This window comes from Streptomyces sp. NPDC096012, assembly GCF_040426375.1.
Classification (GTDB): domain Bacteria; phylum Actinomycetota; class Actinomycetes; order Streptomycetales; family Streptomycetaceae; genus Streptomyces.
Window position 1 is genome coordinate 189,561 of record NZ_JBEOTD010000002.1, and the last position, 25,647, is coordinate 215,207.

The 25,647-nt window shown below is 70.1% G+C and carries 21 protein-coding genes and 1 pseudogene; 10 read left to right on the forward strand and 12 right to left on the reverse strand.

Features of this window, described 5'->3' with window-relative positions; translation table 11 throughout:
• The 5 genes from ABVB68_RS03225 to ABVB68_RS03245 all read right to left on the reverse strand — a co-directional run bounded on the left by ABVB68_RS03225 (position 1) and on the right by ABVB68_RS03245 (position 3,717).
• A complete protein-coding gene (locus tag ABVB68_RS03225) occupies positions 1 to 483 on the reverse strand; it encodes an NUDIX domain-containing protein (protein WP_353599303.1) in 483 nt (160 codons plus the stop codon).
• An 87-nt stretch (positions 484 to 570) separates the two neighbouring features.
• Complete coding sequence (locus ABVB68_RS03230; protein ID WP_353599304.1) at positions 571 to 1,476, reverse strand: LysR family transcriptional regulator; 906 nt, start codon at positions 1,474 to 1,476, stop codon at positions 571 to 573.
• Positions 1,477 to 1,695: 219 nt separating this feature from the next.
• Positions 1,696 to 2,844 (reverse strand): cystathionine gamma-lyase, encoded by a 1,149-nt coding sequence (locus tag ABVB68_RS03235; RefSeq protein ID WP_353599305.1) that lies wholly within the window; start codon positions 2,842 to 2,844, stop codon positions 1,696 to 1,698.
• Positions 2,841 to 3,332: a low molecular weight protein-tyrosine-phosphatase gene (locus tag ABVB68_RS03240; protein ID WP_353599306.1), complete on the reverse strand. Its 492-nt coding sequence runs from the start codon at positions 3,330 to 3,332 to the stop codon at positions 2,841 to 2,843. Before ABVB68_RS03240 ends, ABVB68_RS03235 begins: the two co-directional genes overlap by 4 nt.
• Positions 3,333 to 3,339: 7 nt before the next feature.
• Positions 3,340 to 3,717 (reverse strand): phage holin family protein, encoded by a 378-nt coding sequence (locus tag ABVB68_RS03245; protein ID WP_353599307.1) that lies wholly within the window; start codon positions 3,715 to 3,717, stop codon positions 3,340 to 3,342.
• A 59-nt stretch (positions 3,718 to 3,776) separates the two neighbouring features.
• Here ABVB68_RS03245 and ABVB68_RS03250 point away from each other — a divergent pair, with 59 nt between their 5' ends.
• The 4 genes from ABVB68_RS03250 to ABVB68_RS03265 all read left to right on the forward strand — a co-directional run bounded on the left by ABVB68_RS03250 (position 3,777) and on the right by ABVB68_RS03265 (position 6,106).
• Complete coding sequence (locus ABVB68_RS03250) at positions 3,777 to 4,094, forward strand: cupin domain-containing protein (RefSeq protein ID WP_353599308.1); 318 nt, start codon at positions 3,777 to 3,779, stop codon at positions 4,092 to 4,094.
• 135 nt (positions 4,095 to 4,229) lie between these two features.
• Entirely contained in the window at positions 4,230 to 4,442 is a 213-nt protein-coding gene (locus ABVB68_RS03255; protein ID WP_353599309.1) for a DUF5326 family protein, read from the forward strand.
• A 193-nt stretch (positions 4,443 to 4,635) separates the two neighbouring features.
• Positions 4,636 to 5,568 (forward strand): IclR family transcriptional regulator, encoded by a 933-nt coding sequence (locus ABVB68_RS03260; RefSeq protein ID WP_503006009.1) that lies wholly within the window; start codon positions 4,636 to 4,638, stop codon positions 5,566 to 5,568.
• 100 nt (positions 5,569 to 5,668) lie between these two features.
• Entirely contained in the window at positions 5,669 to 6,106 is a 438-nt protein-coding gene (locus ABVB68_RS03265) for an SsgA family sporulation/cell division regulator (RefSeq protein ID WP_353599310.1), read from the forward strand.
• A 184-nt stretch (positions 6,107 to 6,290) separates the two neighbouring features.
• Here ABVB68_RS03265 and ABVB68_RS03270 read toward each other — a convergent pair whose 3' ends face one another.
• On the reverse strand, positions 6,291 to 7,895 hold the full coding sequence (locus ABVB68_RS03270; protein ID WP_353599465.1) for a YibE/F family protein: 1,605 nt from the start codon (positions 7,893 to 7,895) through the stop codon (positions 6,291 to 6,293).
• A 249-nt stretch (positions 7,896 to 8,144) separates the two neighbouring features.
• Between ABVB68_RS03270 and thiC the strand changes: the two genes are divergently transcribed.
• Positions 8,145 to 9,929, forward strand: a complete 1,785-nt coding sequence (thiC, locus tag ABVB68_RS03275) for a phosphomethylpyrimidine synthase ThiC (RefSeq protein WP_353599311.1) — start codon at positions 8,145 to 8,147, stop codon at positions 9,927 to 9,929.
• Between the two features lie 147 nt (positions 9,930 to 10,076).
• Here the strand turns inward: thiC and ABVB68_RS03280 are convergent, their stop codons facing one another.
• The 3 genes from ABVB68_RS03280 to ABVB68_RS03290 form a co-directional block, all read right to left on the reverse strand.
• Positions 10,077 to 10,949 (reverse strand): ABC transporter permease, encoded by an 873-nt coding sequence (locus tag ABVB68_RS03280; RefSeq protein ID WP_353599312.1) that lies wholly within the window; start codon positions 10,947 to 10,949, stop codon positions 10,077 to 10,079.
• A 183-nt stretch (positions 10,950 to 11,132) separates the two neighbouring features.
• On the reverse strand, positions 11,133 to 12,212 hold the full coding sequence (locus tag ABVB68_RS03285) for a metallophosphoesterase (RefSeq protein WP_353599313.1): 1,080 nt from the start codon (positions 12,210 to 12,212) through the stop codon (positions 11,133 to 11,135).
• Between the two features lie 298 nt (positions 12,213 to 12,510).
• Complete coding sequence (locus ABVB68_RS03290) at positions 12,511 to 13,623, reverse strand: LacI family DNA-binding transcriptional regulator (protein ID WP_353599314.1); 1,113 nt, start codon at positions 13,621 to 13,623, stop codon at positions 12,511 to 12,513.
• A 429-nt stretch (positions 13,624 to 14,052) separates the two neighbouring features.
• Between ABVB68_RS03290 and hisC the strand changes: the two genes are divergently transcribed.
• A complete protein-coding gene (hisC, locus tag ABVB68_RS03295; RefSeq protein ID WP_353599315.1) occupies positions 14,053 to 15,132 on the forward strand; it encodes a histidinol-phosphate transaminase in 1,080 nt (359 codons plus the stop codon).
• Between the two features lie 15 nt (positions 15,133 to 15,147).
• Here the strand turns inward: hisC and ABVB68_RS03300 are convergent.
• Positions 15,148 to 15,551 (reverse strand): annotated as a pseudogene (locus ABVB68_RS03300) (cyclophilin-like fold protein).
• Positions 15,552 to 15,760: 209 nt separating this feature from the next.
• On the opposite strand from ABVB68_RS03300, the gene ABVB68_RS03305 reads away from it, so the two are divergent.
• From ABVB68_RS03305 to cydD, 3 genes are read left to right on the forward strand one after another with little or no spacing between them, the layout of a single operon-like run.
• A complete protein-coding gene (locus ABVB68_RS03305; protein WP_353599316.1) occupies positions 15,761 to 17,269 on the forward strand; it encodes a cytochrome ubiquinol oxidase subunit I in 1,509 nt (502 codons plus the stop codon).
• A 15-nt stretch (positions 17,270 to 17,284) separates the two neighbouring features.
• Positions 17,285 to 18,304 (forward strand): cytochrome d ubiquinol oxidase subunit II, encoded by a 1,020-nt coding sequence (gene cydB / locus ABVB68_RS03310; protein WP_353599317.1) that lies wholly within the window; start codon positions 17,285 to 17,287, stop codon positions 18,302 to 18,304.
• A gap of 59 nt (positions 18,305 to 18,363) precedes the next feature.
• Positions 18,364 to 22,233 carry a thiol reductant ABC exporter subunit CydD gene (gene cydD, locus ABVB68_RS03315; protein ID WP_353599318.1) on the forward strand — a complete coding sequence of 1,290 codons (3,870 nt, stop codon included), beginning with the start codon at positions 18,364 to 18,366 and terminating at the stop codon, positions 22,231 to 22,233.
• 293 nt (positions 22,234 to 22,526) lie between these two features.
• On the opposite strand, the gene ABVB68_RS03320 is transcribed toward cydD, so the two are convergent.
• Entirely contained in the window at positions 22,527 to 23,417 is an 891-nt protein-coding gene (locus tag ABVB68_RS03320; RefSeq protein ID WP_353599466.1) for a Cof-type HAD-IIB family hydrolase, read from the reverse strand.
• 528 nt (positions 23,418 to 23,945) lie between these two features.
• Here ABVB68_RS03320 and ABVB68_RS03325 point away from each other — a divergent pair.
• Positions 23,946 to 24,551 carry a helix-turn-helix transcriptional regulator gene (locus ABVB68_RS03325; protein WP_353599319.1) on the forward strand — a complete coding sequence of 202 codons (606 nt, stop codon included), beginning with the start codon at positions 23,946 to 23,948 and terminating at the stop codon, positions 24,549 to 24,551.
• A 24-nt stretch (positions 24,552 to 24,575) separates the two neighbouring features.
• Here ABVB68_RS03325 and ABVB68_RS03330 read toward each other — a convergent pair whose 3' ends face one another.
• On the reverse strand, positions 24,576 to 25,442 hold the full coding sequence (locus ABVB68_RS03330; RefSeq protein WP_353599320.1) for a UbiA family prenyltransferase: 867 nt from the start codon (positions 25,440 to 25,442) through the stop codon (positions 24,576 to 24,578).
• Between the last annotated feature and the right edge of the window lie 205 nt (positions 25,443 to 25,647).

Here is a 25,647-nt window from a genome sequence, read left to right on the forward strand (position 1 = left end):
CTATCCGAGGTCGGGAGCGTGCATCGCGCGTACCCCCTCGATATTGCCGTCCAGGTAATGGCGCAGCGACAGCGGGACCAAGTGGACGGAGGCGATGCCGACGCGGGTGAAGGGTATGCGGACGATCTCGTACTCACCGAGTGGTTCGTCCACTTCGGGGCCGTGGCGCAGGGAAGGATCCATGGACTCCAGCCGGCAGACGAAGAAGTGCTGCACCTTCACCCCGCTGGTGCCGCCATCCTGGCCGATGTGTTCCACGGTGTCGACGAAGCACGGCACCACATCGGTGATCTTGGCGCCGAGTTCCTCGTACACCTCTCGGTGCAGGGCATGCACCACGGTCGGGTCCTCGGGCTCGACCCCGCCACCGGGTGTGACCCAGTAGGGATCGACGCCGGGTTTGGTGCGCTTGATCAGGATCAGGTCGTCACCGTCCAGCAGAACGGCGCGGGCGGTGCGCTTGACCACGGGTCGGACGGTCATGGGAGAAATGTGGCCCGGCTGGTTCCACGTGAAACATCGCAAAGCGCCATCACGCGACCACAGCGGGTGTGTTCCTGAAGAAAGCGGTCAGCGCCAGGCCGCCGCCGCCCGCAGGAGCCACTCGTGGGCCCGGGCGATGTGCGGCATACCAAGACTGCCGGTGCGGGCCACCAGGAAGTACGTACGCAGCGGCGGCACCACCGGCTCGTGGAGGCTGACGACCGCGCCCCGGTCCAGGGCCGTGGCGCACAGATAGCGGGGCAGCACCGCCACCCCGGCACCCGCGATCACACAGGCGAGCACAGCCCGCAGATCCGGGACGATGACCGTGCCGGAGGTGGCCGGGCGGGAGTCGAAGACGGAGGCCCAGTAGCGCGAGACGAAGGGCAGCGACTCGTGGACTTCTAGGACCGGCAGGTTCTCCAGGGCGGACGTGCCCTTCAGCCGGAGCGCGTCCGAACCGATCCGCTCCGCCCAGCGCGGGCCGGCGACCAGGACATGTTCCTCGTCGCAGAGCGGAGTGGCCGTGAACAGGGCTCCACGGGGCCGGGCCGTGCCGATGGCCAGATCATGGTGGCCGGCAGCGAGTCCTTCCAGCGCTTCCTCCGCGGTGCCGAAGGAGGCGCGCAGCGCGAAGCCGCGGCCGTCGTCGCCGATCAGCCGGGTGAGTGCGGGCAAGGCGCGTTCGGTGGTGAATTCCGGCGGACCGGCGAGATGCAGGGTGCCCGACGACGACTCGTCGTCCAGGCCGCCCTCGGCTATCTCCACCAGGGCGTCGAGATGCGGCGCGGCCTTGTGCGCCAGTTCGTCCCCGATGGTCGTCGGGGTCACACCGCGGGCCTGCCGAAGGAAGAGTGGTCTGCCCAGCTGGCGTTCCAGCGTCCGTATCTGCGAGGTGACGGCGGGCTGGGAGAGCCCGAGCAGCGCGGCGGCGCGCGTGAAGGAACCGGCCCGGTGCACGGTGACGAAGGTCCGCAGCAAGGCCAGATCCATCAACATGCCCTCCCGTTGTTCCTGCCGTCCTCCGGCCCCCGGGCAGACACCAACTATAAATAAGTCGATAGGCCTCTGTCGCTAGCGTGATTGGACTCTGACACAGAGTCAACTAGCCTTGGTCACGCGGTTCTTCACGTGCGGAACCGAGGGCGGTCCGAGCCACGAGGGGGGAGGCTCGGACCGCCCTGAGACCGGGGCCGGCGGACTCGTCCCGGTTCACCCGGCCGACTCGTCCAGGGCACGCAGCAGGTCGGCCACCAGGTCCTCGGGGTCCTCGGCGCCGACGGACATCCGGATGAAGCCCTCCGGGACCGCGTCCCCGCCCCAGCGGCGACGGCGTTCGGCCGTGGAACGGACCCCGCCGAAACTCGTCGCGTCCTCCACCAGGCGCAGGGCCTCCAGGAAACGCTCGGCACGCGCGCGCGTGGGCAGTGTGAAGGAGACGACACAGCCGTAGCGGCTCATCTGCTGCGAGGCGATCTTGTGCGAGGGGTCGCCGGGCAGGCCGGGGTAGCGCAGGTCGGACACCTCCGGCCGCTGCCGCAGCGCCTCGGCGACCTGCAGGGCGGTGGCGTCCTGCCGGTCGACGCGCAGCTGGAGCGTGGCGATGGACCGGTGCGCGAGCCAGGCCTCCATGGGCCCCGAGATCGCTCCGGCGATCTTGCGCCAGCGGCGTACGGCGGCCATCGCCTCGGGGTCCCGGCCGGCGACGTATCCCAGCAGCACGTCTCCGTGGCCGGTGAGCTGCTTGGTCCCGCTGGCCACGGAGAAGTCGGCGCCCAGCTCCAGCGGGCGCTGTCCGAGCGGGGTGGCGAGGGTGTTGTCGACGGCCACCAGTGTCCCTCCCGCGTGTGCCGCCGCCGCCAGCCGCCGGATGTCGCACACGTCGAGCCCCGGGTTCGACGGGGACTCGATCCACAGCAGCCGGGCACCGTCGAGGGCCTCCAGCTGGGCGTCACCGCCGGTGGGCGCGGTGCGCACCTCGACGCCGTACGCCTCCAGCTGGGCGCGGACCAGCGGCAGCACCTGGTAACCGTCGGAGGGCAGCACGACCGCGTCCCCGGCGCGCAACTGGGAGAAGAGCACCGCGGAGATCGCCGCCATGCCGGAGGCGAACACCAGCGTCTCGACGTCCTCCCGGGCGGGTGCCTCCAGTTCGCCGATGGCGCGCTCCAGCAGCGTCCACGTCGGGTTGTCGTCACGGCCGTACGTGTACGGTCCCGTCACCTCGCCGGGCAGATGGAAGTGGGCCGCGAACACCGGGCCCGGCAGCGTCGGCTCGTGCTTGACCGGCTCGGGCAGTCCGGCCCGCACCGCGCGCGTGCCGTCGCCGGTGCGCCCCTCGTCCTTGGCGGTGTCGCTCATGCGGCCCGTCCCTCCAGTCGTTCGCGTACGGCGGCGAGCAGACCGCCGCTCGCCGCCTCCACCATCTCAAGGCACTCCTCGAAGCCGTCGCGGCCCCCGTAGTACGGGTCCGGTACCTCGAGGTCGTCACCGGAGCCGGGGTCGTAGGAGCGCAGCAGGTGGATCTTGCGGGCGTCCTCCTCGGTGGGGGCGAGGCGGCGCAGGGCCTTGAGGTGGCCGGTGTCGAGGGCGATCACGAGGTCGAGCCGGGCGAACCAGGACGGCTGGAAGCGCCGCGCCACATGCCCGGCGTCGTAACCGTGCTCCTCGAGGACCGAGACGGTGCGCGGGTCGGCGGCCTCGCCCTCGTGCCAGCCTCCGGTACCGGCGCTGTCTGTTTCGACCAGGTGGTCGAGTCCGGCCTCCGCCACGCGCGCGCGGAACACGGATTCGGCCATCGGCGAGCGGCAGATGTTGCCGGTGCACACGAAGCAGACGCGGTAGGTCATGGTGCGCTCAGTCCTCGTCGGGCAGGACGACGTGCAGTGCCCAGGAGACCACCGAGACGATCAGACCGCCCAGGACGGCCGTCCAGAAGCCCTCCACGTGGAAGCTCAGGTCGAGCTTGCCGCAGACCCACGACGTCAACAGCAGCATCAGCGCGTTCACGATCAGGGTGATCAGGCCCAGGGTCAGGATGAACAGCGGGAAGGTGAGCACCTTCACGATCGGCTTGACCAGCCAGTTCACCAGGCCGAAGATCAGCGCCACGACGATCAGCGTGCCGGCCTTCTTGGCCGTGTTGTCACCGGTCAGGGTGATCTTGTCGAGCAGCCACACGGCGACCGCGAGGGCGCCGGCGTTGGCGATGGTCTTGACTAGGAAATTCTTCATGTGTCTGATCGTGGCAGACCGGATCGGAAGTGGGCAGTGAGGCGAGGGCGGCAGCGGCGATGAAGGCATTCCGGCTGGACGAACTGGAGGTGGAGCGCGCCGCCAACGCGGGCGCGTACCTGCAGTTCCTGCGGGAGCGAAACATGTCGGTCGGGCTGTACGCCCTCGACGCGGGCGAGCAGGACCCCCAGAAGCCGCACAACCAGGACGAGGTCTACTTCGTCGTCAGCGGCCGGGCGTCGATCACGGTCGGCCTGGAGACGACCGAGGTGGCGCGGGGCAGCGTCGTGTTCGTGCCCGCCGGGGTCGCGCACAAGTTCCATCGCATCAGCGAGGATCTGAGGGTGCTCGTCATCTTCTCTCCGCCCGAGGCGTGAGCCCCGGACCCCGGATTCCCTAGGGGACGGGTCAGGGGAGGACAAGGGACACCCGGCCCCACGGGAGCCTCGGACAGCCCTAGCATCGAGTGCAGAACACCGACGATGCACGAGAACGCAAAGGAACGAGGACGAATGCGACAGATCTTCGCGGGGCTGCCGTGGTGGGTGAAGTGGGTCGCGGTGCCGATCATCGCCCTGGTCGTCTTCGGCGGCCTGCTGATGACCGTGGTCGGATTCGTGATCAACCTGCTGTTTAAGGCGCTGGTCTTCGTCGCCCTGGTCGGCGGTCTTATTTACATCGTGCGCAAGTTCATGGCGAACTCCTCGTCGCGCAGCGACTGGTGAGAGGCGGGGACCGGTAACCCGTGACGGGAACCGGTTCCCTCGGGCGAGGGAAGTTTCCCGGCGAGACCGTCAGCACGCGGTGGCCGACGGTTAAAGTCCGGAATCCGCCACGGGATCCGGCCCGTGGTGGCGCGGACCTCCATCCGTGCTCCAGCTCCGCACGGGCTGCCCCCTCGCGCTTCGGAAGTGACCCTTGGCCACGGTTGACACCGCACCGGCAGAACCCCGCACAACCCCCGCCGCAACGCGCCCCCGCCCAGCCCCCCTCCAGCGGCCACCGACCCCGCTCGTCCCCGGGCAACCTCATGCCGTGGACCATCAGGCGTCCCCTCCGCCGGCGGGCCGAGCGGCCTCCACGAGCTCTCCTGGACCGCCGGCCGCCGCGACCCTCATCGGGTCCGTGCAGCGGGCGATGCGGCTGCTGGAGACCGTGGCCGGGCATCCCTGCGGCGCCCCCGCCAAGCAACTCGCCCGTGAGACCGGCCTCGCCCTGCCCACGACGTACCACCTGCTGCGCACCCTGGTGCACGAGGGGTATCTGCGCCGGGACAAGGGCCTGTTCTTCCTCGGTGCCGCGGTGGAGCGGCTGAGCAGCACCGGAGCGCAGCAGAAACGTCGCAGCACGGTGGCGGACGCACTCGCGCACTGGCGGGATTCCATCGGCGTGCCGGTGTACTGCGCGATGTACCGCGAGGGCGAGATCGACGTCCTGTGCGTCTCCGAATCCCCGGAGGCACCCGCGGTCGAGGAATGGGCCGACTTCCGTGAGACCGCCCACGCGCATGCGATCGGGCAGTGCCTGCTCTCTCAGTTGGACGAGGACGCACGGCGCGACCACCTCGCCCGCTACCCCGTGCGGGCCCTCACGCCGTACAGCGTGCGTGACACCGATGCCCTGCTGCGGCGGCTGGCCCGGATGCCGCGGACGGAGGCGGTGGTGGAGCGGCAGGAGTACGCGCTCGGCACCGTCTGTGCGGCGCTCCCGATCACGGTCGGCGCCACCGCGGCCGCCATGGCCATCTCCATGCCGGCACGCCGAGCCGACCACCTGCTGCCCGCGGTACGTCGCCTGCAGTCGGAGATCGGGCGTCACCTGGGCGCCCTCACCCTCTCTATCAGTATCTGAAAACTCACTCCTTGTGATCTGACATATACGTTGAGCAATATTTGACCCACGGCCGGAGGGATTCATACCGGCCGGTCCATGTCATACGACGGGGTAGGCGATGCGCGAGTCCGTACAGGCAGAAGTCATGATGAGCTTTCTCGTGTCGGAGGAGCTCTCCTTCCGCATTCCGGTGGAGTTGCGCTACGAGACCAGGGATCCCTACGCGGTACGACTCACCTTTCACCTGCCCGGTGATGCCCCGGTGACCTGGGCCTTCGGGCGTGAGCTGCTGATCGACGGGGTCGGGCGTCCGTGCGGCGAGGGAGACGTGCGCATCTCGCCCGCCGATGCGGAGGTGCTCGGCGAGGTGCTGATCCGGCTTCAGGTCGGCGGCGATCAGGCTCTGTTCCGCTCGTCGGCTCCGCCGCTCGTGGCCTTTCTCGACCGGACGGACAAGCTCGTGCCGCTCGGTCAGGAGGGTGCGCTGGCCGATTTCGACGCCCATCTCGACGACGCTCTGGACCGCATCCTGGCGGAGGAACAGAGCGCCGGCTGAAGCGTTACGGCATGAGGCTCGCGGGCTTCTGTCATGCCGCACGGGACTGTGCAGGAACGCTTCTGCACGGGGGGAGTCCCAGGTCCTGCGTCGCCGTGGTGGTGGGGCGTGGGTGTGGCGGTGGGCGTGCGGGTGGTGGCGGGCGTGTGCGAGGTGGCCGGCGTGCCGGTGCGGATCGGCCGGCTCACCGTTTGCGGCGGCGGCCCCGGCCGGAGCGGGCCGCCGGAACGGGCTGTCCCCCCGGCGATACCGGGGCGCCCGGTTCGGGGCGGTCGGCTGAGACGACGAGGGCGGCGAGTGCGGTGGTGACGGGGACGGCGGCGACGAGGCCGATCGATCCCACCAGGGTGCGCACGATCTCTTCGGCGACGAGTTCGCTGTTGGCGACGGTGGTGACGCTGCTCTGTGCGATGGAGAACAGGAGCAGCAGGGGGAGTGCGGCGCCGGCGTAGGCGAGGACGAGGGTGTTGACGACGGAGGCGATGTGGTCGCGGCCGATGCGGATGCCCGCTCGGTAGAGGCCGCGCCAGCCCATGGAGGGGTTGGCTTCGTGCAGTTCCCAGACGGCGGAGGTCTGGGTCACCGTGACGTCGTCGAGGACGCCGAGGGAGCCGATGATGACGCCGGCCAGGAGGAGGCCGCTCATGTCGATGGAGGGGTAGAGGCCGTGGATGAGGCCGGTGCTGTCGTCGGTGTTGCCGGTGAGGGCGGCCCAGTCGATGAACTCCGAGCCGAGGACGCCGATCAGGAGGAGGGAGGCGAGGGTGCCGAGTACGGCGACGGAGGTGCGGGCGGACAGGCCGTGGCACATGTAGAGCGCGATGAGCATGATGGCGCTCGATCCGACGACGGCGACCAGGAGGGGATTGGCTCCCTGGAGGATCGCGGGCAGGATGAACAGGGTGAGTACGAGGAAGCTCACGGCGAGCGCGATCAGCGCCATCAGTCCGCGCAGCCGGCCGACCACGACGACCGCGATCGCGAAGATGCCGGCGAGCAGGGCCATGGGGAACTTGCGGTCGGCGTCGGTCACCGAGTACTGCAGGTCCCGCGGTGCGGAGGGTTCGTAGGCGACCACGACCTTCTCGCCCTGGTGCAACTGGCGTGACTGGTCCGGCTGCACGATCTCGGTGAACGTGCGCCCCTTGTCCTTGCCGGTGTCGACCCGGACGGTCGCCTTCTTGCAGGTGCCGCCCGCTCCCTGCGCGGCCGGGCTGCTGCCCCCGAGGCTGGAGGAGTCGCCGGCGGGCGCCCCGCCGGACGCGTTCACCGACTGGCAGCTCACCTCCACGACCCTTGCGACCGTGGCGTCCTGCGTCTGCCGGTCGAAGCCGACGCCGGTGCGCTTGTGCGACGGGGCTCCCCCGGGCCACAGCACGACCAGACCGACCAGGACCGCGGCGGTGAACGGGATCAGGATCGCCGCGATGACCTTGCGCAGGTGCTTGGAGACCGGCGCGGCAGGCCCATGGCTGTGACTGTGGCCGTGCGCATGACCGTGACCGGAGTCGCTGTCCCCGCCGGCGCCTCCCTCCTGCCCGTGCCCGCCGTCCTCGCGGGAGCCGTGCCCGTGCCCGTGCCCCAGCCCCCCGGAGCTCCTCCCATGCCCGTGCCCGGCGGAACTCCCCCTGTGCCCGTGCCCAGGGTTCCCGTCGGATTCCTCCCCCCGGGGGCCCGGCCCGGACCCAGGCGCACGGCCGTCGTGGTCGTGTCCGACGCCCTGGCCGCCGGCCGGCCCTGATGCGTCTCCACGGCGCGGGTCGGGCGGCTGGTACGGGTACTGCTCCATCCTGGTCACCGCCCGATCATCGCAAGAACGGCTGGGGCCCACTGTTCACCGCCCCACAAATGACGCTAGCGTGGAGGCACCTTTGCACACGCGGGAGCTCGGAGCACCGGGCTGAGAGGGCGCTGACCTCCGTATACGCGATGTTTCACGTGGAACGAGCCATGTTCCGCAGAAACGTCGGCAGACGGAAGCCGCTGCGTCGACCGCCGAACCTGTTACCGGGTAATGCCGGCGTAGGGAGTAGGTCTCATGACCAACAAGGACGTACGCACGCCTGCCTCCGTTGAGGACGACACGCTCCAGGAGGCCGGGAAGTCCATCGGCTGGCACAAGGCATACGTCGAGGGTTCGCGCCCCGACCTGCGCGTGCCGGTCCGTCAGGTGCATCTCACCAACGGGCAGTCGGTCACGCTGTACGACACGTCGGGCCCGTACACCGATCCGCTCGTGGACACCGATGTCCGCAGGGGACTCCCACCGCTACGGGAGAACTGGATCATCACTCGCGGCGACACCGAGGAGTACGCGGGCCGTCCTGTCCGCCCCGAGGACGACGGGGTCAGGCACACCGCACCGCGCGGTGGACTGCGGAACCTCGACGCGGTCTTCCCCGGGCGCCCGCGCCAGCCGCGGCGGGGCCGCAGCGGCGAGGCGGTGACGCAACTCGCCTACGCGCGCAGGGGCGACATCACGCCGGAGATGGAGTACGTGGCCATCCGGGAGAACGTGTCCCCGGAAGTCGTGCGCGAGGAGATCGCGGCTGGCCGGGCGGTGCTGCCGGCCAACGTCAACCACCCGGAGATCGAGCCGATGATCATCGGCAAGCGGTTCCTGGTGAAGGTGAACGCCAACATCGGCAACTCGGCCGTGACCTCTTCCATCGAGGAGGAGGTCGACAAGATGACCTGGGCGACCCGCTGGGGTGCCGACACGGTCATGGATCTCTCCACCGGCCGCAACATCCACACCACCCGGGAGTGGGTGCTGCGCAACTCCCCCGTGCCCATCGGCACCGTGCCGCTCTACCAGGCCCTGGAGAAGGTCGACGGCAGGGCCGAAGAACTGACCTGGGAGATCTACAAGGACACCGTCATCGAACAGGCGGAGCAGGGCGTGGACTACATGACCGTCCACGCCGGCGTGCGCCTGGCCCACGTACCCCTGACGGCCAATCGCAAGACCGGCATCGTCTCGCGCGGTGGCTCGATCATGGCCGCGTGGTGCCTGGCGCACCACAAGGAATCGTTCCTGTACGAGAACTTCGCGGAGCTGTGCGAGATCCTCGCCGCCTATGACGTCACGTACTCACTGGGCGACGGCCTCAGGCCGGGCTCGATCGCGGACGCCAACGACGAAGCGCAGTTCGCCGAGTTGCGGACGCTCGGGGAACTCAACCGGATCGCCAGGCGTTTCAACGTACAGACCATGATCGAGGGCCCGGGCCACGTCCCGATGCACAAGATCAAGGAGAACATCGACCTTCAGCAGGAGATCTGCGATGAAGCTCCGTTCTATACGCTCGGCCCGCTGACGACGGACGTCGCGCCTGCGTACGACCACATCACCTCCGGCATCGGTGCGGCGATGATCGCCTGGTGGGGTACGGCGATGCTCTGCTACGTCACGCCCAAGGAGCATCTGGGTCTGCCCAACCGGGACGACGTCAAGACCGGCGTCATCACCTACAAGATCGCCGCACACGCGGCCGATCTCGCCAAGGGCCACCCGGGCGCCCAGGAGTGGGACGACGCGCTGTCCGACGCCCGCTTCGAGTTCCGGTGGGAGGACCAGTTCAACCTCGCCCTGGACCCGGACACGGCACGGGAGTTCCACGACGAGACCCTCCCGGCGGAGCCGGCCAAGACGGCGCACTTCTGCTCCATGTGCGGACCCAAGTTCTGCAGCATGAAGATCTCGCAGGACATCCGCCGCGAGCACGGCACCACGCAGAACGAGATCGAGCAGGGCATGGCCCAGAAGGCGCAGGAGTTCGCCGCGGCGGGCAACCGGGTGTATCTGCCTCTCGCGGACTGACACCTTCGGCCGGCGCGTTCGGTTCGACGAGGGCGAAGCCGGCCGGAAGGACGCCGGGGAGCGCGGCTGACCGGGGTGGGGACGTCACACCGGTTGGCCGCTCGGCCCGCTCGGATCGGATCGCGCCGGGCGAGGCGCCGGTCCGGGTTACTCGGGTCGGTGCTCCGGGCCGCCGAAGTCCGGGCTCGTGTAGTCGGGGCTGGTGAAGCTCGGGCGGCCGGAGGCGCTGCCGTCGTCGGGGCTGCTGAAGCCGGGGCGGCCGTAGCCCAGGCGCGGCATGCGGCCGGCCGGGCCGGCCGGGGGCGTGCGGTGCAGTGCCGGCGAACCGGGCTCGGCGAGGGCCTCCCGGAGAAAGGGCAGGATGCCTCGCTCCAGAAGGGCGTCGCGCCAGGCCTCTCTGGCCCGGGCCACCTCCTCGTGCGCCGCGTCCCGCGCGCGGGCCTCCGCCGAGCCGCCGTTGCGCAGAGCGGTCAGCAGCAGTCCCACGGCGGCGACGAGGATCGCGGCGGCGGTCACGGCGCCGAACACCCAGCCGACGGTGAGCATGGTCCGGGCGAGGGGCTGCCCGGGGTTCAGCGCCTTCCATATGTAGCCCACGAGCAGGAAGATCACCGCCGCGGTTCCGGACAGGACGGGAGCCAGCACGGCGATGACCGCGACGGCACCCGCGCCGGTGGCCTCGGCGGCCTCGCCGAGGGTGGCGGCCAGGCCCGCCGTGGCCGCGGCGGTGTCCGTGGGAACGTCCGTGGCAGCGGTGTCGCCGCTGGAGGGGGCGGAGAGCACCGGGTGGCGCAGCTCCTCGCGGATCTGCACGTAGTGCTGGTACTCGGCCGCCGCCGACGCGGTGATCAGGGCGGCTGCGTTGAGTGCCATGGTGCGCAGTTGTTCGGAATTGAGCCGCTGTCCGACGGCGGCCAGTTCCGGTCGCTGTGGTGCGGAGCGCAGCGCCTCATCGAGGACCCGCTCGAATTCCTGGCGGTCCTCGCTCTGCAGATGCTGCGGAACGCTGTTCATGTGCATCCCCCGATGCTCCGTAGGGCTTGGGGCTCGCACGCCGGCGAGCCGTCGGGCAGAAACGGAGGGGAGCCTGCTACGGATAAGCCGATGGTAGAGCCGTGGTGGTACACGGTGACAGGGGGTTGCCGGAAATTGCCTTCCGGCCCGGGTCCGCTCCGCCAGGGGTCACACGTGCCCGCGGAACGGTCAGCCGCCCAGGGGCAGTTGCTGGACCAGCAGCTTTCCGGCCATGGTCACTCCGCCGTCCATGGCGATGGCGAGTCCGTCGGCGTAGACGTGTGGTCCCTCGACGGCCGGGCCGCCGTCCTCCTCGCCGTCCTCGGAGCCGACCTCGCCCAGGAGGTAGGGAATGGGGCTGTGGCCGTGAACGACCCGGGTGCCCCCGTACGTATCGAGGAGGGAGCGGACGGCGTCGGCGCCGCCCTCGTCGCGGAAGGAGAAGCGTTTGGTGAACTTGCGGAACAGGTCCCAGCACTCGTCCGCGTCGTTACGGGTGAGGGTCTCGCGGACGGTGTCGTTGACCGCCTCGATCGAGTCGCCGTAGTCGAGGTAGGCAGTGGTGTCGGAGTGGACGAGCAGATAGCCGTCGACCTCCTCGACGGCGTCGAGGCGTGCCATCCACTGCAGGTGGTGGTCCTGGAGGCGGTCCATGTCGGTCTTCTGGCCGCCGTTGAGCAGCCAGGCGGCCTGGAAGGTGGCGGTACCCGCGCCGGAGTTGACGGGGGTGTCGCCGAACCGCTTGGCGCCGAGGAGCAGCAACTCGTGGTTGCCCATGAGCGCCTTGCAGTAGCCGCCGGCCGCGGCCGCCTCGGCGGACAGCCGCATCACCAGGTCGATGACGCCGATGCCGTCCGGGCCGCGGTCGGTGAAGTCACCGAGGAACCACAGCCGGGCGGTGCCGGCGCACCACTGGCCCGCGGCGTCGACCAGTCCCTGCTCGTGCAGGGCGGCCATCAGTTCGTCGAGGTAACCGTGGACGTCGCCGACGACGTACAGCGGTCCGGGGCCGGTCCCCGGTTCGGGGGGCGCGGGGGCGGGCGCGGGTTCGGCGGCGACCTGGAGGGTGTCGCCGCGGTTGACGACCGGCAGGTCGCGCTGGGTGGGTGTGTAGCCCTCGGGGTACACCTCTTCGACCGGTGGGACGGTGTCGCCCGGGTGGACGTCACCGACGTACGGAGCGGTCTCATGGACGTACGCGGGTACCCGGAAGTCGCGCAGCGTCGCCGTCCGCTCCACCTCGGGTCCCTGACCGGCCCCCTGAGTCATCAGACCCCTCCACCATCGCGCCGCATCTGCACCGCTTCGGACTGCCTGGTCGCAGCGGTCCGCGGTGTCGTGGGCCCATCATAGGAATGCGCGTCGCGCCGTGTGATGACCCAGGGGTGCTGAATCGGAACAAGACTCCAGTTCACCGCGGCTTTCGCCCCGTTTGGGCAGGTGTTCGGTCGCTGTCGGCCGCCCGCGGGGCGCCCGGCACGTCCGGCGAGGGCCGAGGGCCGTGTACCGGGGGCCGCCGCCCCCACGGAGCGCGCCCCCTGCCGGACACGGCCATGATCCCCGGGCGCTACTTGTCGTCCGGCGTCCGCGGTGGGCTGACGGTCGTGCGCGGGGGCCGCCGCTGAGAGGAGGTGCGCACGATCAGTTCGGTCGGTATCACCTGCTCGACCGGCTGGTCGGAGTCGACGCCCTCGATGGCGTCGATGAGCAGCTGGACGACGGCGGTGCCGATGCGGCGCGGCTTCAGCGAGAGCGTGGTGATCGGCGGCTCGGTGCTGGCATAGACCGTGGACTCGCTGCAGCACACCAGCAGCAGGTCCTCGGGGACGCGGAGGCCGTAGCGGCGGGCGGCGGCGAGCAGGTCGGTGCCGTTGGGGTCGAACAGGCCGTAGACGGCGTCGGGCCGGTCGGGGCGGGCGAGCAGCCGGTCGGCGGCGACGGCGCCCGCGCACGGGTCGTGCGCGGGATAGGCCTCGTAGACGGGGTCCTGGCCGACGCGCTCGCACCAGCGCAGGTAGGCGGTGGTCGACAGGTGTGTGTAGGTGTCCGTCGACGTGCCGGTGAGCAGTCCGATACGGCGGGCGCCGGCGGCGGCGAGGTGGTCGAGGATGCCGAGTACGGCGGCCTCGTGATCGTTGTCGACCCAGGCGGTGACCGGGAGCGAGCCGGCCGGGCGGCCGTCGGAGACGACCGGCAGCCCCTGCCGGACGAGCTCGCTGACGACGGGGTCCTGGTCGGAGGGGTCGATCACGACCGTGCCGTCCAGGGCGACGTTGGACCACACGTCGTGCCGGGAGGTGGCGGGCAGGATGACGAGGGCGTAGCCGCGGGCCAGCGCGGCCGAGGTGGCGGCCCGGGCCATCTCGGCGAAGTACGCGAACTCCGTGAAGGTGAAAGGTTCATCCCCGTACGTCGTCACGGTCAGGCCGATCAGTCCCGACTTGCCGGTACGGAGGGTGCGGGCGGCGGCCGAGGGGCGGTACCCCAGCCGGTCGGCGACCTCACGGACGTGGCGACGGGTGGCATCCGGGAGCCTGCCCTTGCCGTTGAGGGCGTCGGAGACGGTCGTGATGGAGACCCCGGCGGCGGCGGCCACGTCTCTGATGCCCGCCCGGCCCGGACGGCTGCCTCGCCGTGAGGTTTCCGCGCGGCTCACCTGGTGCTTCCCTGCTGCTGTCATGGCGAGCCGATAGTAGGGCTCATGCGGTGGGGTAGTGCGGACGCATATGCACCCGTTGACAGGCACGTTTCTGCATGGTCGGAGAACCCAAACTGCCTTAGAAACCAAGGCAGTTGAGCGCTCTCATGCCAAGACGTGACTTGTCGACGCGTATGGACCTGCCAAGGGCCCCATGTCTCGAAGAGGTCTCAACTCACCTTCACGAGGGATGCGCGCCACGGCGCGAGCTACCGGCGCATAGATATATGTACGGCGCGCCCCCCGAAACGTACGCCTTCGTACGGTCATGCCCCTGATGCCCCCGGATTCCATGAGCTTCTTCGCTCGCTCTCGCGCACCTGTACGCAGCGGCGCCGAATCCTCATAAGGTGAGGAGTATTGGAAGCCGGCGGCGTCGACGGTCCGCCGGAGGTCGCGAGGAGGACTGCGGTGAGCGAGACGAGCCCCAAGCTGCGCGCCGAGCTGGAGGGTATCCCCACCTACAAGCCGGGCAAGCGTGCCGCGGCCGGCGGCCCGGTCGCCTACAAGCTGTCCTCGAACGAGAACCCGTATCCGCCGCTGCCCGGTGTGATGGAGCGCGTGACCGCGGCGGCCTGCGGTTTCAACCGCTACCCGGACATGGCCTGCAGTGGGCTGATGGAGGAGCTGTCGGAGCGCTTCGGCGTTCCGGTCTCCCACCTGGCCACGGGCACCGGATCGGTAGGCGTCGCCCAGCAGCTGATCCAGGCCACCAGCGGCCCCGGTGACGAGGTGATCTACGCCTGGCGCTCCTTCGAGGCGTACCCGATCATCACGCAGATCAGCGGAGCCCGGGCGGTGCAGGTCCCGCTCACCCCGGGTGACGTGCACGACCTGGACGCCATGGCGGAGGCGATCACCGACCGCACACGCCTGATCTTCGTCTGCAACCCCAACAACCCGACCGGCACGGTGGTGCGGCGGACCGAGCTTGAGCGGTTCCTGGACCGGGTGCCCAGCGATGTGCTGGTCGTGCTGGACGAGGCCTACCACGAGTTCATCCGGGACCCCGAGGTGCCCGACGGTGTCGAGCTGTACCGCACCCGCCCCAACGTCTGTGTCCTGCGGACCTTCTCCAAGGCCTACGGGCTCGCGGGACTCCGCATCGGCTTCGCAATCGCACACGAGCCGGTGGCGGCAGCGCTGCGCAAGACCGCGGTGCCGTTCGGAGTGAGCCAGCTCGCACAGGATGCGGCGGTCGCCTCACTGCAGGCGGAGGACGCGCTGCTGGGCCGCGTCGGCACGCTGGTGTGCGAGCGGGTGCGTGTGGTCGACGCGCTGCGCGCCCAGGGCTGGACGGTGCCGGAGACGCAGGCCAACTTCGTGTGGCTGCGCCTGGGGGAGCGGACGCTGCCGTTCGCGCAGGCCTGTGAGATGCACGGCGTGGTGGTCCGGCCGTTCCCGGGCGAGGGTGTGCGGGTGACGGTCGGGGAAACCGAGGCGAACGACATCTTCCTGAAGGTGGCGGAGGCGTTCCGGAAGGACCTCTAGCCCCCGGAGGTGGGTCTAGTCGTCGATCAGTTCGACTCGGACGGGGTCGCCGTCTCGTACGGTCGCCAGGACGCCGGCGTCCCCGTCCAGACTCCCGAGGATGTTGCACGGGCTCGCGAAGCGGCTTCTCCCCCGAACTCCGTTCGGGGCAGACCCCACCCTTGCGAGATCGGCGTGGGGCCGTAGGGCAGGGCGAGCGCGTCGCCATCCGTCCAGAAGGCCACCGTGCCCGGCGCCACGACCTGCCGGGCGTCCGTTTCACGTGAAACAGCGACTCCTGCCTCGAAATACACCTCCTCACCCCACGTGTGAGCGGTAGAGGTGAGAGGCAGTGCCTTGACGAAGGCCTGCGAGGACGGAGTGTCCCTGTCGAGGGTCGCGGTGATGTGTCCCGCGGGCCAGGAAATACCCATCTGCATGGCTGGCAATTCAACAATATGTTGAAGTCGCTGCCGAGGGCTTGACGCGGAGGCGAAGGGGGGACCCCCCTTTCGCGGTCGAAAATCAGTGCGTCATAATGGCTTGTGAATGTGAACGCGTTCACAAGCGCGTCCCGATTGCTCCTGTATGTGCACTGCAAAGGGGGCAAACCGCCGCTGTACCACGGCGTAGTAAGGAGAGTGACGACGTGGACCTGGCTCTGGCGCCGGAGACACTGGCGCGCTGGCAGTTCGGCATCACCACCGTCTACCACTTCCTGTTCGTCCCGCTGACGATCTCCCTGGCCGCTCTCACGGCCGGGCTGCAGACGGCCTGGGTGCGCACGGAGAAGGAGAAGTACCTCAGGGCGACGAAGTTCTGGGGCAAGCTCTTCCTGATCAACATCGCGATGGGCGTGGTGACCGGCATCGTCCAGGAGTTCCAGTTCGGCATGAACTGGTCCGACTACTCGCGCTTCGTCGGGGACATCTTCGGTGCCCCGCTCGCCTTCGAGGCCCTGATCGCCTTCTTCTTCGAGTCCACGTTCATCGGCCTGTGGATCTTCGGCTGGGACAAGCTCCCCAAGAGGATCCACCTGGCCTGCATCTGGATGGTTTCGATCGGCACGATCCTGTCGGCCTACTTCATCCTCGCGGCCAACTCCTGGATGCAGCACCCGGTCGGTTACAAGATCGACAAGGTGAAGGGGCGCGCTGAGCTGACCGACTTCTGGGCGGTGCTGACCCAGAACACGGCGCTGAGCCAGGCCTTCCACACCCTGTCGGCCGCCTTCCTGACCGGCGGTGCCTTCATGGTGGGCATCTCCGCCTACCACCTGGCTCGCAAGAAGCACATACGCGACATGAAGACCTCGCTGCGGCTCGGCCTCATCACCGTGGTCATCGCCGGAATGCTCACCGCCATCAGCGGTGACACCCTCGGCAAGGTCATGTTCAAGCAGCAGCCGATGAAGATGGCGGCCGCCGAAGCGCTGTGGGACGGCCAGAAGCCGGCACCGTTCTCGATCTTCGCCTACGGCGACGTGGAGAAGGGCCACAACACCGTGGCCATCGAGATCCCGGGCCTGCTGTCCTTCCTGGCCGACGACAACTTCAGCTCGTACGTTCCGGGCATCAACGACGTCAACAAGGCCGAACAGCAGAAGTTCGGCCCGGGTGACTACCGGCCCAACATCCCCGTCGCCTTCTGGGGCTTCCGCTGGATGATCGGCTTCGGTATGGCCTCCTTCGCCATCGGCCTGGCCGGACTGTGGCTGACCCGCAAGAAGTTCATGCTGCCGCAGCACCTGAGGGTCGCCGACGACGAGGTGCCGCACCTGGTGCTGTTCAGGAACAAAGCGCTCAGTCCGAACCTCAGCCCCTGGTTCTGGCGCATCGCGACCTGGACCATGGCGTTCCCCTTGATCGCCAACTCCTGGGGCTGGATCTTCACCGAGATGGGCCGCCAGCCGTGGGTCGTCTACGGCGTCCTGCAGACCCGGGACGCGGTCTCCCCCGGTGTCACCCAGGGCGAGGTCCTCACCTCGATGGTCGTCTTCACCACGCTGTACGCCATCCTCGCCGTGGTGGAGGTCAAGCTGCTCGCCAAGTACGTCAAGGCAGGGCCGCCGGAGCTGACGGAAGCCGATCTCAACCCGCCCACGAAGATCGGCGGCGACACCCGTGACGCCGACAAGCCGATGGCTTTCTCGTACTAGGCCGAGGGAACAGTCATGGAACTTCACGACGTCTGGTTCGTCCTGATCGCCGTCCTGTGGACCGGCTACTTCTTCCTGGAGGGCTTCGACTTCGGGGTCGGCATCCTCACCAAGCTGCTCGCGCGCAACCGGCCCGAGCGCCGGGTGCTGATCAACACCATCGGGCCCGTCTGGGACGGCAACGAGGTGTGGCTGCTCACGGCGGGCGGCGCGACCTTCGCCGCCTTCCCGGAGTGGTACGCCACGCTCTTCTCCGGTTTCTATCTGCCTCTGCTCCTCATCCTGGTCTGTCTGATCGTCCGGGGTGTCGCCTTCGAGTACCGGGCCAAGCGTCCGGAGGAGAACTGGCAGCGCAACTGGGAGACGGCGATCTTCTGGACCTCGCTGCTCCCGGCGTTCCTGTGGGGCGTCGCGTTCGGAAACATCGCGTGGGGCGTGAAGATCGACCGGAACTTCGAGTACGTCGGCGGTGTCTGGGAGCTGCTGAACCCCTACGCCCTGCTGGGTGGCCTGGTGACGCTCTCCCTGTTCACCTTCCACGGGGCGGTGTTCACCGCGCTCAAGACCGTCGGTGACATCCGGGTCAGGGCGCGGAGGCTGGCGCTGTGGGTGGGCCTCATCGCGGCCGTCGCGGCGCTCGCCTTCCTGCTGTGGACACAGGCCCACAGCGGTGACGGCAAGAGCCTGGTGGCCCTCGTCGTGGCCGTCGCCGCCCTGGTGGCCGCGCTCGTGGCCAATCAGCTCGGACGCGAAGGCTGGTCGTTCGCGCTGTCGGGGGTCACCATCGTGGCCACCGTGGCGATGCTCTTCCTGTCGCTCTTCCCGAACGTCATGCCGTCCACGCTCAACGGGGACTGGAGCCTGACGGTCACCAACGCCTCGTCGAGTCCTTACACGCTGAGGATCATGACCTGGTGTGCGGCGATCGCCACGCCGATCGTCCTGCTCTACCAGGGCTGGACCTACTGGGTGTTCCGCAAGCGGATCGGCACGCAGCACATCGCTCCTGACGCTGCTGCCGGCACTGCGCACTGAGTCCGCCGAGGGTGTGTTTCACGTGAAACACACCCTTTGGGCCGAAGGGCATGTTTCACGTGAAACCGATCGATCCACGTCTGCTGCGGTACGCCCGGGCCACCCGTCTCTTCCTTGTGGCCGTCGTCGGTCTGGGAGCGGTCGGTGCCGGGCTCGTCATTGTCCAGGCGATGCTCATCGCCGAGGTCGTCGTCGGGGCGTTCCAGCACGAGCGATCCGTTGCCGAACTGGGCACTCCCCTGGCGTTGTTGGCCGGTGTGGCCGTGGGCCGAGCGATGGTCGCGTGGCTCACCGAACTCGCCGCGCACCGGGCGAGCGCGGCGGTGAAGTCGGAGCTGCGGGGGCGGCTCCTCGACCGTGCGGGCGCGCTGGGTCCCGGGTGGCTGAGCGGGCAGCGGACCGGGTCCCTGGTGACCCTGGCCACGCGTGGCGTGGACGCTCTGGACGACTACTTCTCGCGTTATCTCCCGCAACTGGGACTCGCGGTCGTCGTCCCGGTGGCGGTGCTGGCGCGGATCGTCACCGAGGACTGGGTGTCGGCGGCGATCATCGTCGGTACCCTGCCGCTCATCCCCCTCTTCATGATGCTCATCGGCTGGGCCACCCAGTCCCAGATGGATCGTCAGTGGCGGCTGTTGTCCCGGCTGTCGGGGCACTTCCTGGATGTCGTCGCGGGCCTGCCCACCCTGAAGGTGTTCGGCCGTGCCAAGGCACAGGCCGAGTCGATCCGCCGGATCACCGGGGAGTACCGCCAGGCCACCCTGCGGACCCTGCGCATCGCCTTCCTCTCCTCGTTCGCCCTGGAATTGCTGGCCACGCTGTCGGTCGCGCTGGTTGCCGTGACGATCGGCATGCGACTGGTCCGCGGCGACATGGACCTCTACACCGGCCTGGTGATCCTGGTCCTGGCGCCCGAGGCCTATCTGCCGCTGCGGCAGGTGGGGGCGCAGTATCACGCGGCGGCCGAGGGGCTCGCCGCCGCGGAGGAGATCTTCAGCGTGCTGGAAGCGCCGGTCCCGGTGTCCGGCACCGGCGCGGTGTCCGAGGGTGCGGTCGCCTTCGAAGGGGTCACCGTCCGTTATCCCGGCCGTTCGGCGGACGCGGTGACGGAGGTGTCCTTCACCGTGGAACCCGGTGAGACCGTGGCGTTGGTCGGGCCGAGCGGTGTGGGCAAGTCGACGCTGCTGAACGTGTTGCTCGGGTTCGTACGGCCTGTCGCGGGCCGGGTGCGGATCGGAGGGGCCGATCTCACCGGGCTCGACCTCGAGGACTGGCGCTCGCGGATCGCGTGGGTGCCGCAGCGGCCGCACCTGTATGCCGGGACCATCGCGGAGAACGTGCGGCTGGCCCGTCCCGGGGCGGACGACACCGCCGTACGTCGGGCGCTCGGGGACGCGGGGGCGCTGGAGTTCGTGGACGCGCTGCCCGAGGGCGCCGAGACGGTGCTCGGGGAGGACGGGGCCGGTCTGTCGGCGGGGCAGCGGCAGCGTCTCGCGCTCGCCCGCGCCTTTCTCGCGGACCGGCCTGTGCTGTTGCTCGATGAGCCGACGGCTGCGCTGGACGGGGAGACGGAGGGCGAGGTCGTCGCGGCGGTTCGGCGGCTTGCGGTGGGGCGCACGGTGTTGCTGGTGGTGCATCGGCCGGCACTGCTGGAGGTAGCGGACCGAGTGGTACGGCTGGACGGCGCGGAGCCGTCGGGGCACCGGGGGGAGGCGCGTCCTCCCAGGGGGCTCCGCCCCCTGGACCCCCGGCCTCGCCCACCCGCCACCCGACTCACTCGGCTGGAAGGCGAGGCAGAAAACGCCCGGCTCGGCCGACTGGAGGCTGGGGCGGAGGCGGCTCGGCTCGGTGGGCCGGAGGGCGAGGCAGAGAACGCCTGGCTCGGTCAGATGGAAGGCGAGGCGGGACGTGTTCCGCTCGGCCGGCTGGAGGCTGGGGCGGAGGCGGCTCGGCTCGGTGGGCCGGAGGGCGAGGCGGCTCGGCTCGGTCGGCTGGAAGGCGAGGCAGAAAACGCCCGGCTTGGTCAGCTGGAAGGCGGGGCGGAAAGTGTTCCGTTCGGTCAGCTGGAAGGTGGGGCGGAAACCGCTCCGCCTGGTGGCCCCGCTGACGTTCGGGGTGGTCGGGCCGGAGGTGTTCGGCTTGGTCGGGGCGACGGGGTTCGTGGTGGCCGGGACGAAGCCGCACGGGTGTCGGGGTGGATTCGGGGGCTTGTCGGGGCGTTGTGGGGGCGGCTTCTTCTCGCCCTGTTGCTCGGTGGGCTGGCGGTCGGCAGTGCCGTCGGGCTGATGGCCACCTCCGGCTGGCTCATCTCGCGCGCTTCGCAGCAGCCGCCGGTGCTCTATCTGATGGTGGCCGTGACGGCGACGCGGGCCTTCGGGATCGGGCGGGCCGTGTTCCGGTACGCCGAACGGCTGGTGTCGCACGACGCCGTGCTGCGCATGCTGGCCGACACCAGGGTCGCGGTCTACCGCCGCCTGGAACGCCTCGCCCCCGCCGGACTGCGTACCGCCCGCCGCGGGGACCTGCTCACGCGGTTGGTCGCGGACGTGGACGCGCTGCAGGACTACTGGCTGCGCTGGCTGCTGCCCGCCGGTGTCGCCGTGGCCGTCTCCGCCGCGTCCGTCGGCTTCACGGCCTGGCTGCTGCCCGAGGCCGGTGCCGCCCTGGCGGCCGGTCTTCTCGTGGCCGGCGTCGGTGTCCCACTGGTGACGGCGACGGTGGCCCGGCAGGCCGAGCGGCGGCTCGCACCCGCCCGGGGAGAACTCGCGACCCGCGTGACCGACCTGCTGACCGGCACCGCCGAACTGACCGTCGCCGGGGCGCTGCCCGCCCGCACGGACGCGGCCCGGCGGGCCGACGGCGCCCTCACCCGCATCGCCTCGCGCGCCGCAGCCGTCACCGCGCTCGGCGACGGGCTCACGGCGCTGATCTCCGGCCTGACCGTCACGGCCGCTGCGCTGCTCGGCGCCCAGGCGGTGGCGGCCGGCCGGCTCGACGGCGTGGCGGTGGCCGTGGTCGTCCTCACCCCACTGGCCGCCTTCGAGGCCGTACTGGGCCTGCCGCTCGCCGTGCGGTACCGGCAGCGGGTGCGGCGCAGCGCGGAGCGCGTGTACGAGGTACTGGACGCCCCGGAGCCGGTGCACGAGCCCGAGCGGCCGCAGCCGGCACCGGTCTCGCCGTTCCCGTTGGTGCTCAGGCAGCTGACCGCCCGGTACCCGGGGCAGCGGCGGGAGGCGCTGGCCGGCTTCGATCTCACGCTGGAGCAGGGGCGCAGGATCGCCGTGGTCGGGCCGTCCGGTTCCGGCAAGACCACCCTCGCCCAGGTGCTGCTGCGCTTCCTCGACCCGCAGGCGGGCTCGTACACGCTGGCCGGTGTGGACGGGCGTGCGCTGGCCGGTGACGACGTGCGGCGACTCGTCGGGCTGTGTGCGCAGGACGCGCACCTCTTCGACAGCTCGGTGCGCGAGAACCTGCTGCTGGCCAGGAAGGGCGCCACCGAGGACGAACTGCGCGGGGTGCTGGCCCGGGCCCGGTTGCTGGACTGGGTGGAGGGACTGCCCGACGGTCTGGACACGCTGGTGGGCGAGCACGGTGCCCGGTTGTCCGGCGGCCAGCGGCAGCGGCTGGCGCTGGCCCGGGTGCTGCTGGCCGACTTCCCGGTCCTGGTGCTCGACGAACCCGCCGAGCATCTGGACCTGGCGACGGCCGACGCGCTGACCGCCGACCTGCTGGCCGCGACGCGGGGGCGTACGACGCTGCTCATCACCCATCGGCTGGCCGGTCTCGACGCGGTCGACGAGGTGATCGTGCTCGATGCGGGCCGCGTGGCACAGCGCGGACCGTACGCCGAGCTGGTCGCGCTGGACGGGCCGCTGCGGGAGATGGCGCGGCGGGAGGCGGAGGCTCAGTCGCTCGTCGGAGCGCGCTGACGCGGCCCCGGTGGCGGACGTGACGCCTGCGGAAACGACGCCGCAGGGGGGCCAGGGGCGACGCCACAGGGGTGCCAGAGGCCGACGGCCACAGGGGTGCCAGAGACCGACAGCCACAGGGGCCCCGACGGCCACAGGGGTGAGACCGACAGCCACAGGGGTGCCAGAGGCCGACGGCCTCAGAGGTGCCAGAGGCGACGCTTCAAGGGGCGGCCAGAGGCGACGCTTCAAGGGGCGTGCCAGGGCTGACGCCGCAGGGGTGCCCCACAGAGGCGGTGTTCAGGAGCGGTCCTCTAGGGACGGCGTTCCGCGAGCAGTTGCTCGATCACGACCGCCACACCGTCGTCGTTGTTGGCGACCGTGCGGCCCGACGCGGCGGCGACGACGTCCGGGTGGGCGTTGCCCATCGCGTACGAGCGGCCCGCCCAGGTCAGCATCTCCACGTCGTTGGGCATGTCCCCGAACGCCACGACCTCCTCGTGCGAGATACCGCGCTCGGCGCAGCACAGGGCCAGGGTGCTGGCCTTGGAGACGTCGGGGCCGCTGAGCTCCAGCAGGGCGCTGGGGCTGGAGCGGGTGACGTTGGCGTGGTCGCCGATCGCGAGGCGGGCGAGCGTGAGGAAGGCGTCGGGGTCGAGCTCGGGATGGTAGGCGAGGATCTTGAGCACGGGCTGGTCGGCGTCCGGGCCCTCGGGGGCGAGGAGCTTCTCGGCGGGCAGGAGATGGTCGGGGGTCTCCATGTGCAGCTTGGGATAGGCCGGCTCCTGGTGGAAGCCGTAGGTCTGCTCGACCGCGAACACCGTGCCGGGCGCCGCGTCACGCAGCAGCCGTACGGCGTCCAGGGCGTTCTCGCGGGTCAGTTCGCGCACCTTCACGAAGCGGTGGGCGCCGGGGCCGCCGTGCAGGTCGACCACGGCGGCGCCGTTGCCGCAGATCGCCAGGCCGTGGCCGTGGACGTGCTCGCTGACGACGTCCATCCAGCGGGCCGGCCGGCCGGTGACGAAGAAGACCTCGATGCCCGCTTCCTCGGCGGCGGCCAGCGCGGCGACCGTCCGGGGGGAGACCGACTTGTCGTCGCGCAGCAGAGTGCCGTCGAGGTCGGTGGCGATGAGCCGCGCCGGTGTGGCGGCGGCGGGGGTCCCGGGCTGTCTGGTCGCTGAGGTCACCGGGTCATTCTCGCGCATATGCCAGCACGGCCGTGCGGGACTGTGCACAGATGAGACACAGATGACGCTCCGTGCGGGTCGGCCCAGTTGGGCGAGGGCCTCCATGGCGATCTGCTCGAAGACCTTGTGGTCCGCGGCGAAGTCGGAGTCCGGGATGGGCCAGTGGATCACGATCTCGGTGAAGCCGAGCTCCCGGTGCCGGCCCGCGAAGTCGACGAAGGCGTCCACGGACCGCAGCGGCCGGTCACGGTCCGGTGTGAAGCCGGTGAGCAGGATCTTGTCCAGGTCCGTGACGTCGCGCATTCAAAATCAGGCACAAGGCTACTGGCTCCGGGAGCGGCGCGGATACCCTGCTGGCGGTCGCGATGTCCTGGCCATCGCCGCGCTGAGGTGCGGCGGTGATCTGTACATCCGGCTCGTTCGACAAGGTTGTAGCAAGGGGGGCTCGTGCGTTATCCGGCAGCGGCGCAGTTCCTGCGCACGGCGATTCCAAACGTCATCCGCTCCTATGAGACGGCACTGAGAACAGTCCGCAGTCCCTTGGTGATGCGAACGGATGCGTGGCCGAAGTGCCGCGACCAGGCGCAGGCGATCGTCGAGGACTGCGTTGCGACGCTGAACGGGGACCAGCCGCCGGAGCCGGCCGACGTATGGCGGTACTCGCACCTCGTGGGCACCCATCGCGCCCACCAGGGAATCGCGGTGGCCGAGTCGGTCCGCGCGGTGGAGATCCTGTGGAACGCCATGCAGCCGACCATCCGCTCCGCCGTGCAGCACGAGGCACCCGCGCGACGGACACCCGCGCTGCTGATGATCAATGCCGCGTTCCGCTCCAGCTCCGGAAGCCGGCTCTACGCCGGCGCCGTCGGCTACGGCGGGGCCACCGCCCGGGCGTCCGACACCCTGCCGAACGACGACGCCGCAGCGGGCGCCTCGGAGGATGCGCCGGCGCACTCCGCGGCCTGTGCGGCGTTGTCCCCGCGTGAGAAGGAGGTGCTCGAGCGGGTCGCGAAGGCGATGACCAACAGCCAGATAGCCCGCCAGCTCGGCATAACGACGGCGACCGTGAAGCGACATCTCAACAACATCTACGGAAAGCTGGACGCCGTCTCCCGTATCGACGCCGTCAACAAGGCCTTCAGCCGCCACTGACGCGCACCGGCACAAGGGCGGCCGTCACACAGACCCGCGCAACAGCAGCGTGAGCAGCATGGCGATGTTCGCCGCGTACTGGGTGCGCATGAACACGCGGTACGCGCTGCGGCGGGTCCTTCTGTCCCTGTCGGCGGCCCTGGCGGTACGGACGATCTGCGCCACCACGCATACGGCTCCGATCGTCAGGGGAACCGTCCCGGCCAGGGTCAGCGGGGCCCAGGCCAGTGCCGCCAGCACCGCGCCCGTGCAGACGAGGAGCGAACCCGCCGCCGCGACCGCGCGGGCCCGGCTCGCGCCATACCGCACGGCCACGGTGCGGCGCCCGCCGACGGCGTCCCCTTCGACGTCGCCGAGGTCCTTGACGACCGCGCCCACCAGGGCCATCCAGGCGCTCATCACTGCGGCGAAGACCAGTCCGGCCGGGCCCAGTTCGCCTCCCGCGGCGGCGGCACCCGACGCGAACGAGGTCGATCCGAGACCGAACACCACCACCGCGCAGGTGCTGCTCCAGCGCTTCGCGGGAAACGGCGGTGCCGAATAGAGCCAGCCCAGCAGCAGGAACAGCGCCACCCACACGGTGAGTCCGGGGACGAACAGCGACAGCAGAAGGGACCCCGCGGCCGCGACCGCGGTGAGCAACGCGGCCGTCCGCTCCGGCAGATCACCCCGGGCGATCGGACGGGCGGACCCGTTGGCGCGGTCCTCCTTGACGTCCAGTACACCGTTGACGAGGTAGGCGGTCACCACGGCCAGCCACCACGCGAGGACTCCGGCGGTCAGCTGCGGTGCGTCCGCCAGATCCTGTGCGGAGAAGGCGGCGCCCACCGCGAACCGCATGAGGAACACGATCTGGACGACAGGCCGTGCCTCGACCAGGCTCAGACGCACGTAGCGGAGCCCGCGACGAAGCGAGACACGAGGCCGCGATGCACGGGTGAGAACTCTGTCAGAGGTCACTGTCACGGCGTCAGAGTACGAGGATCATGTCGTCCCGGGCCGTGACTGCACCCAAGGGTGCATCCAGGCCCTCGTCCTGATCGCAATCACCTGCCCCGGTGGGCGGCAGGAACCGCGCGGTGAGACACCGCTTCCG

Excerpts from the sequence above, each read along its gene's own strand:
- ABVB68_RS03320 (WP_353599466.1), bottom strand. The coding sequence starts at position 23,417 with ATGCGCGAGAATGACCCGGTGACCTCAGCGACCAGACAGCCCGGGACC.
- ABVB68_RS03235 (WP_353599305.1), bottom strand. The coding sequence starts at position 2,844 with ATGAGCGACACCGCCAAGGACGAGGGGCGCACCGGCGACGGCACGCGC.
- ABVB68_RS03265 (WP_353599310.1), top strand. The coding sequence starts at position 5,669 with ATGCGCGAGTCCGTACAGGCAGAAGTCATGATGAGCTTTCTCGTGTCG.
- ABVB68_RS03270 (WP_353599465.1), bottom strand. The coding sequence starts at position 7,895 with ATGGAGCAGTACCCGTACCAGCCGCCCGACCCGCGCCGTGGAGACGCA.
- ABVB68_RS03280 (WP_353599312.1), bottom strand. The coding sequence starts at position 10,949 with ATGCACATGAACAGCGTTCCGCAGCATCTGCAGAGCGAGGACCGCCAG.
- ABVB68_RS03285 (WP_353599313.1), bottom strand. The coding sequence starts at position 12,212 with ATGACTCAGGGGGCCGGTCAGGGACCCGAGGTGGAGCGGACGGCGACG.
- thiC (WP_353599311.1), top strand. The coding sequence starts at position 8,145 with ATGACCAACAAGGACGTACGCACGCCTGCCTCCGTTGAGGACGACACG.
- ABVB68_RS03325 (WP_353599319.1), top strand. The coding sequence starts at position 23,946 with ATGCGAACGGATGCGTGGCCGAAGTGCCGCGACCAGGCGCAGGCGATC.
- ABVB68_RS03290 (WP_353599314.1), bottom strand. The coding sequence starts at position 13,623 with ATGACAGCAGCAGGGAAGCACCAGGTGAGCCGCGCGGAAACCTCACGG.
- cydB (WP_353599317.1), top strand. The coding sequence starts at position 17,285 with ATGGAACTTCACGACGTCTGGTTCGTCCTGATCGCCGTCCTGTGGACC.
- ABVB68_RS03225 (WP_353599303.1), bottom strand. The coding sequence starts at position 483 with ATGACCGTCCGACCCGTGGTCAAGCGCACCGCCCGCGCCGTTCTGCTG.
- ABVB68_RS03240 (WP_353599306.1), bottom strand. The coding sequence starts at position 3,332 with ATGACCTACCGCGTCTGCTTCGTGTGCACCGGCAACATCTGCCGCTCG.
- ABVB68_RS03230 (WP_353599304.1), bottom strand. The coding sequence starts at position 1,476 with ATGGATCTGGCCTTGCTGCGGACCTTCGTCACCGTGCACCGGGCCGGT.
- ABVB68_RS03245 (WP_353599307.1), bottom strand. The coding sequence starts at position 3,717 with ATGAAGAATTTCCTAGTCAAGACCATCGCCAACGCCGGCGCCCTCGCG.
- ABVB68_RS03250 (WP_353599308.1), top strand. The coding sequence starts at position 3,777 with ATGAAGGCATTCCGGCTGGACGAACTGGAGGTGGAGCGCGCCGCCAAC.
- ABVB68_RS03255 (WP_353599309.1), top strand. The coding sequence starts at position 4,230 with ATGCGACAGATCTTCGCGGGGCTGCCGTGGTGGGTGAAGTGGGTCGCG.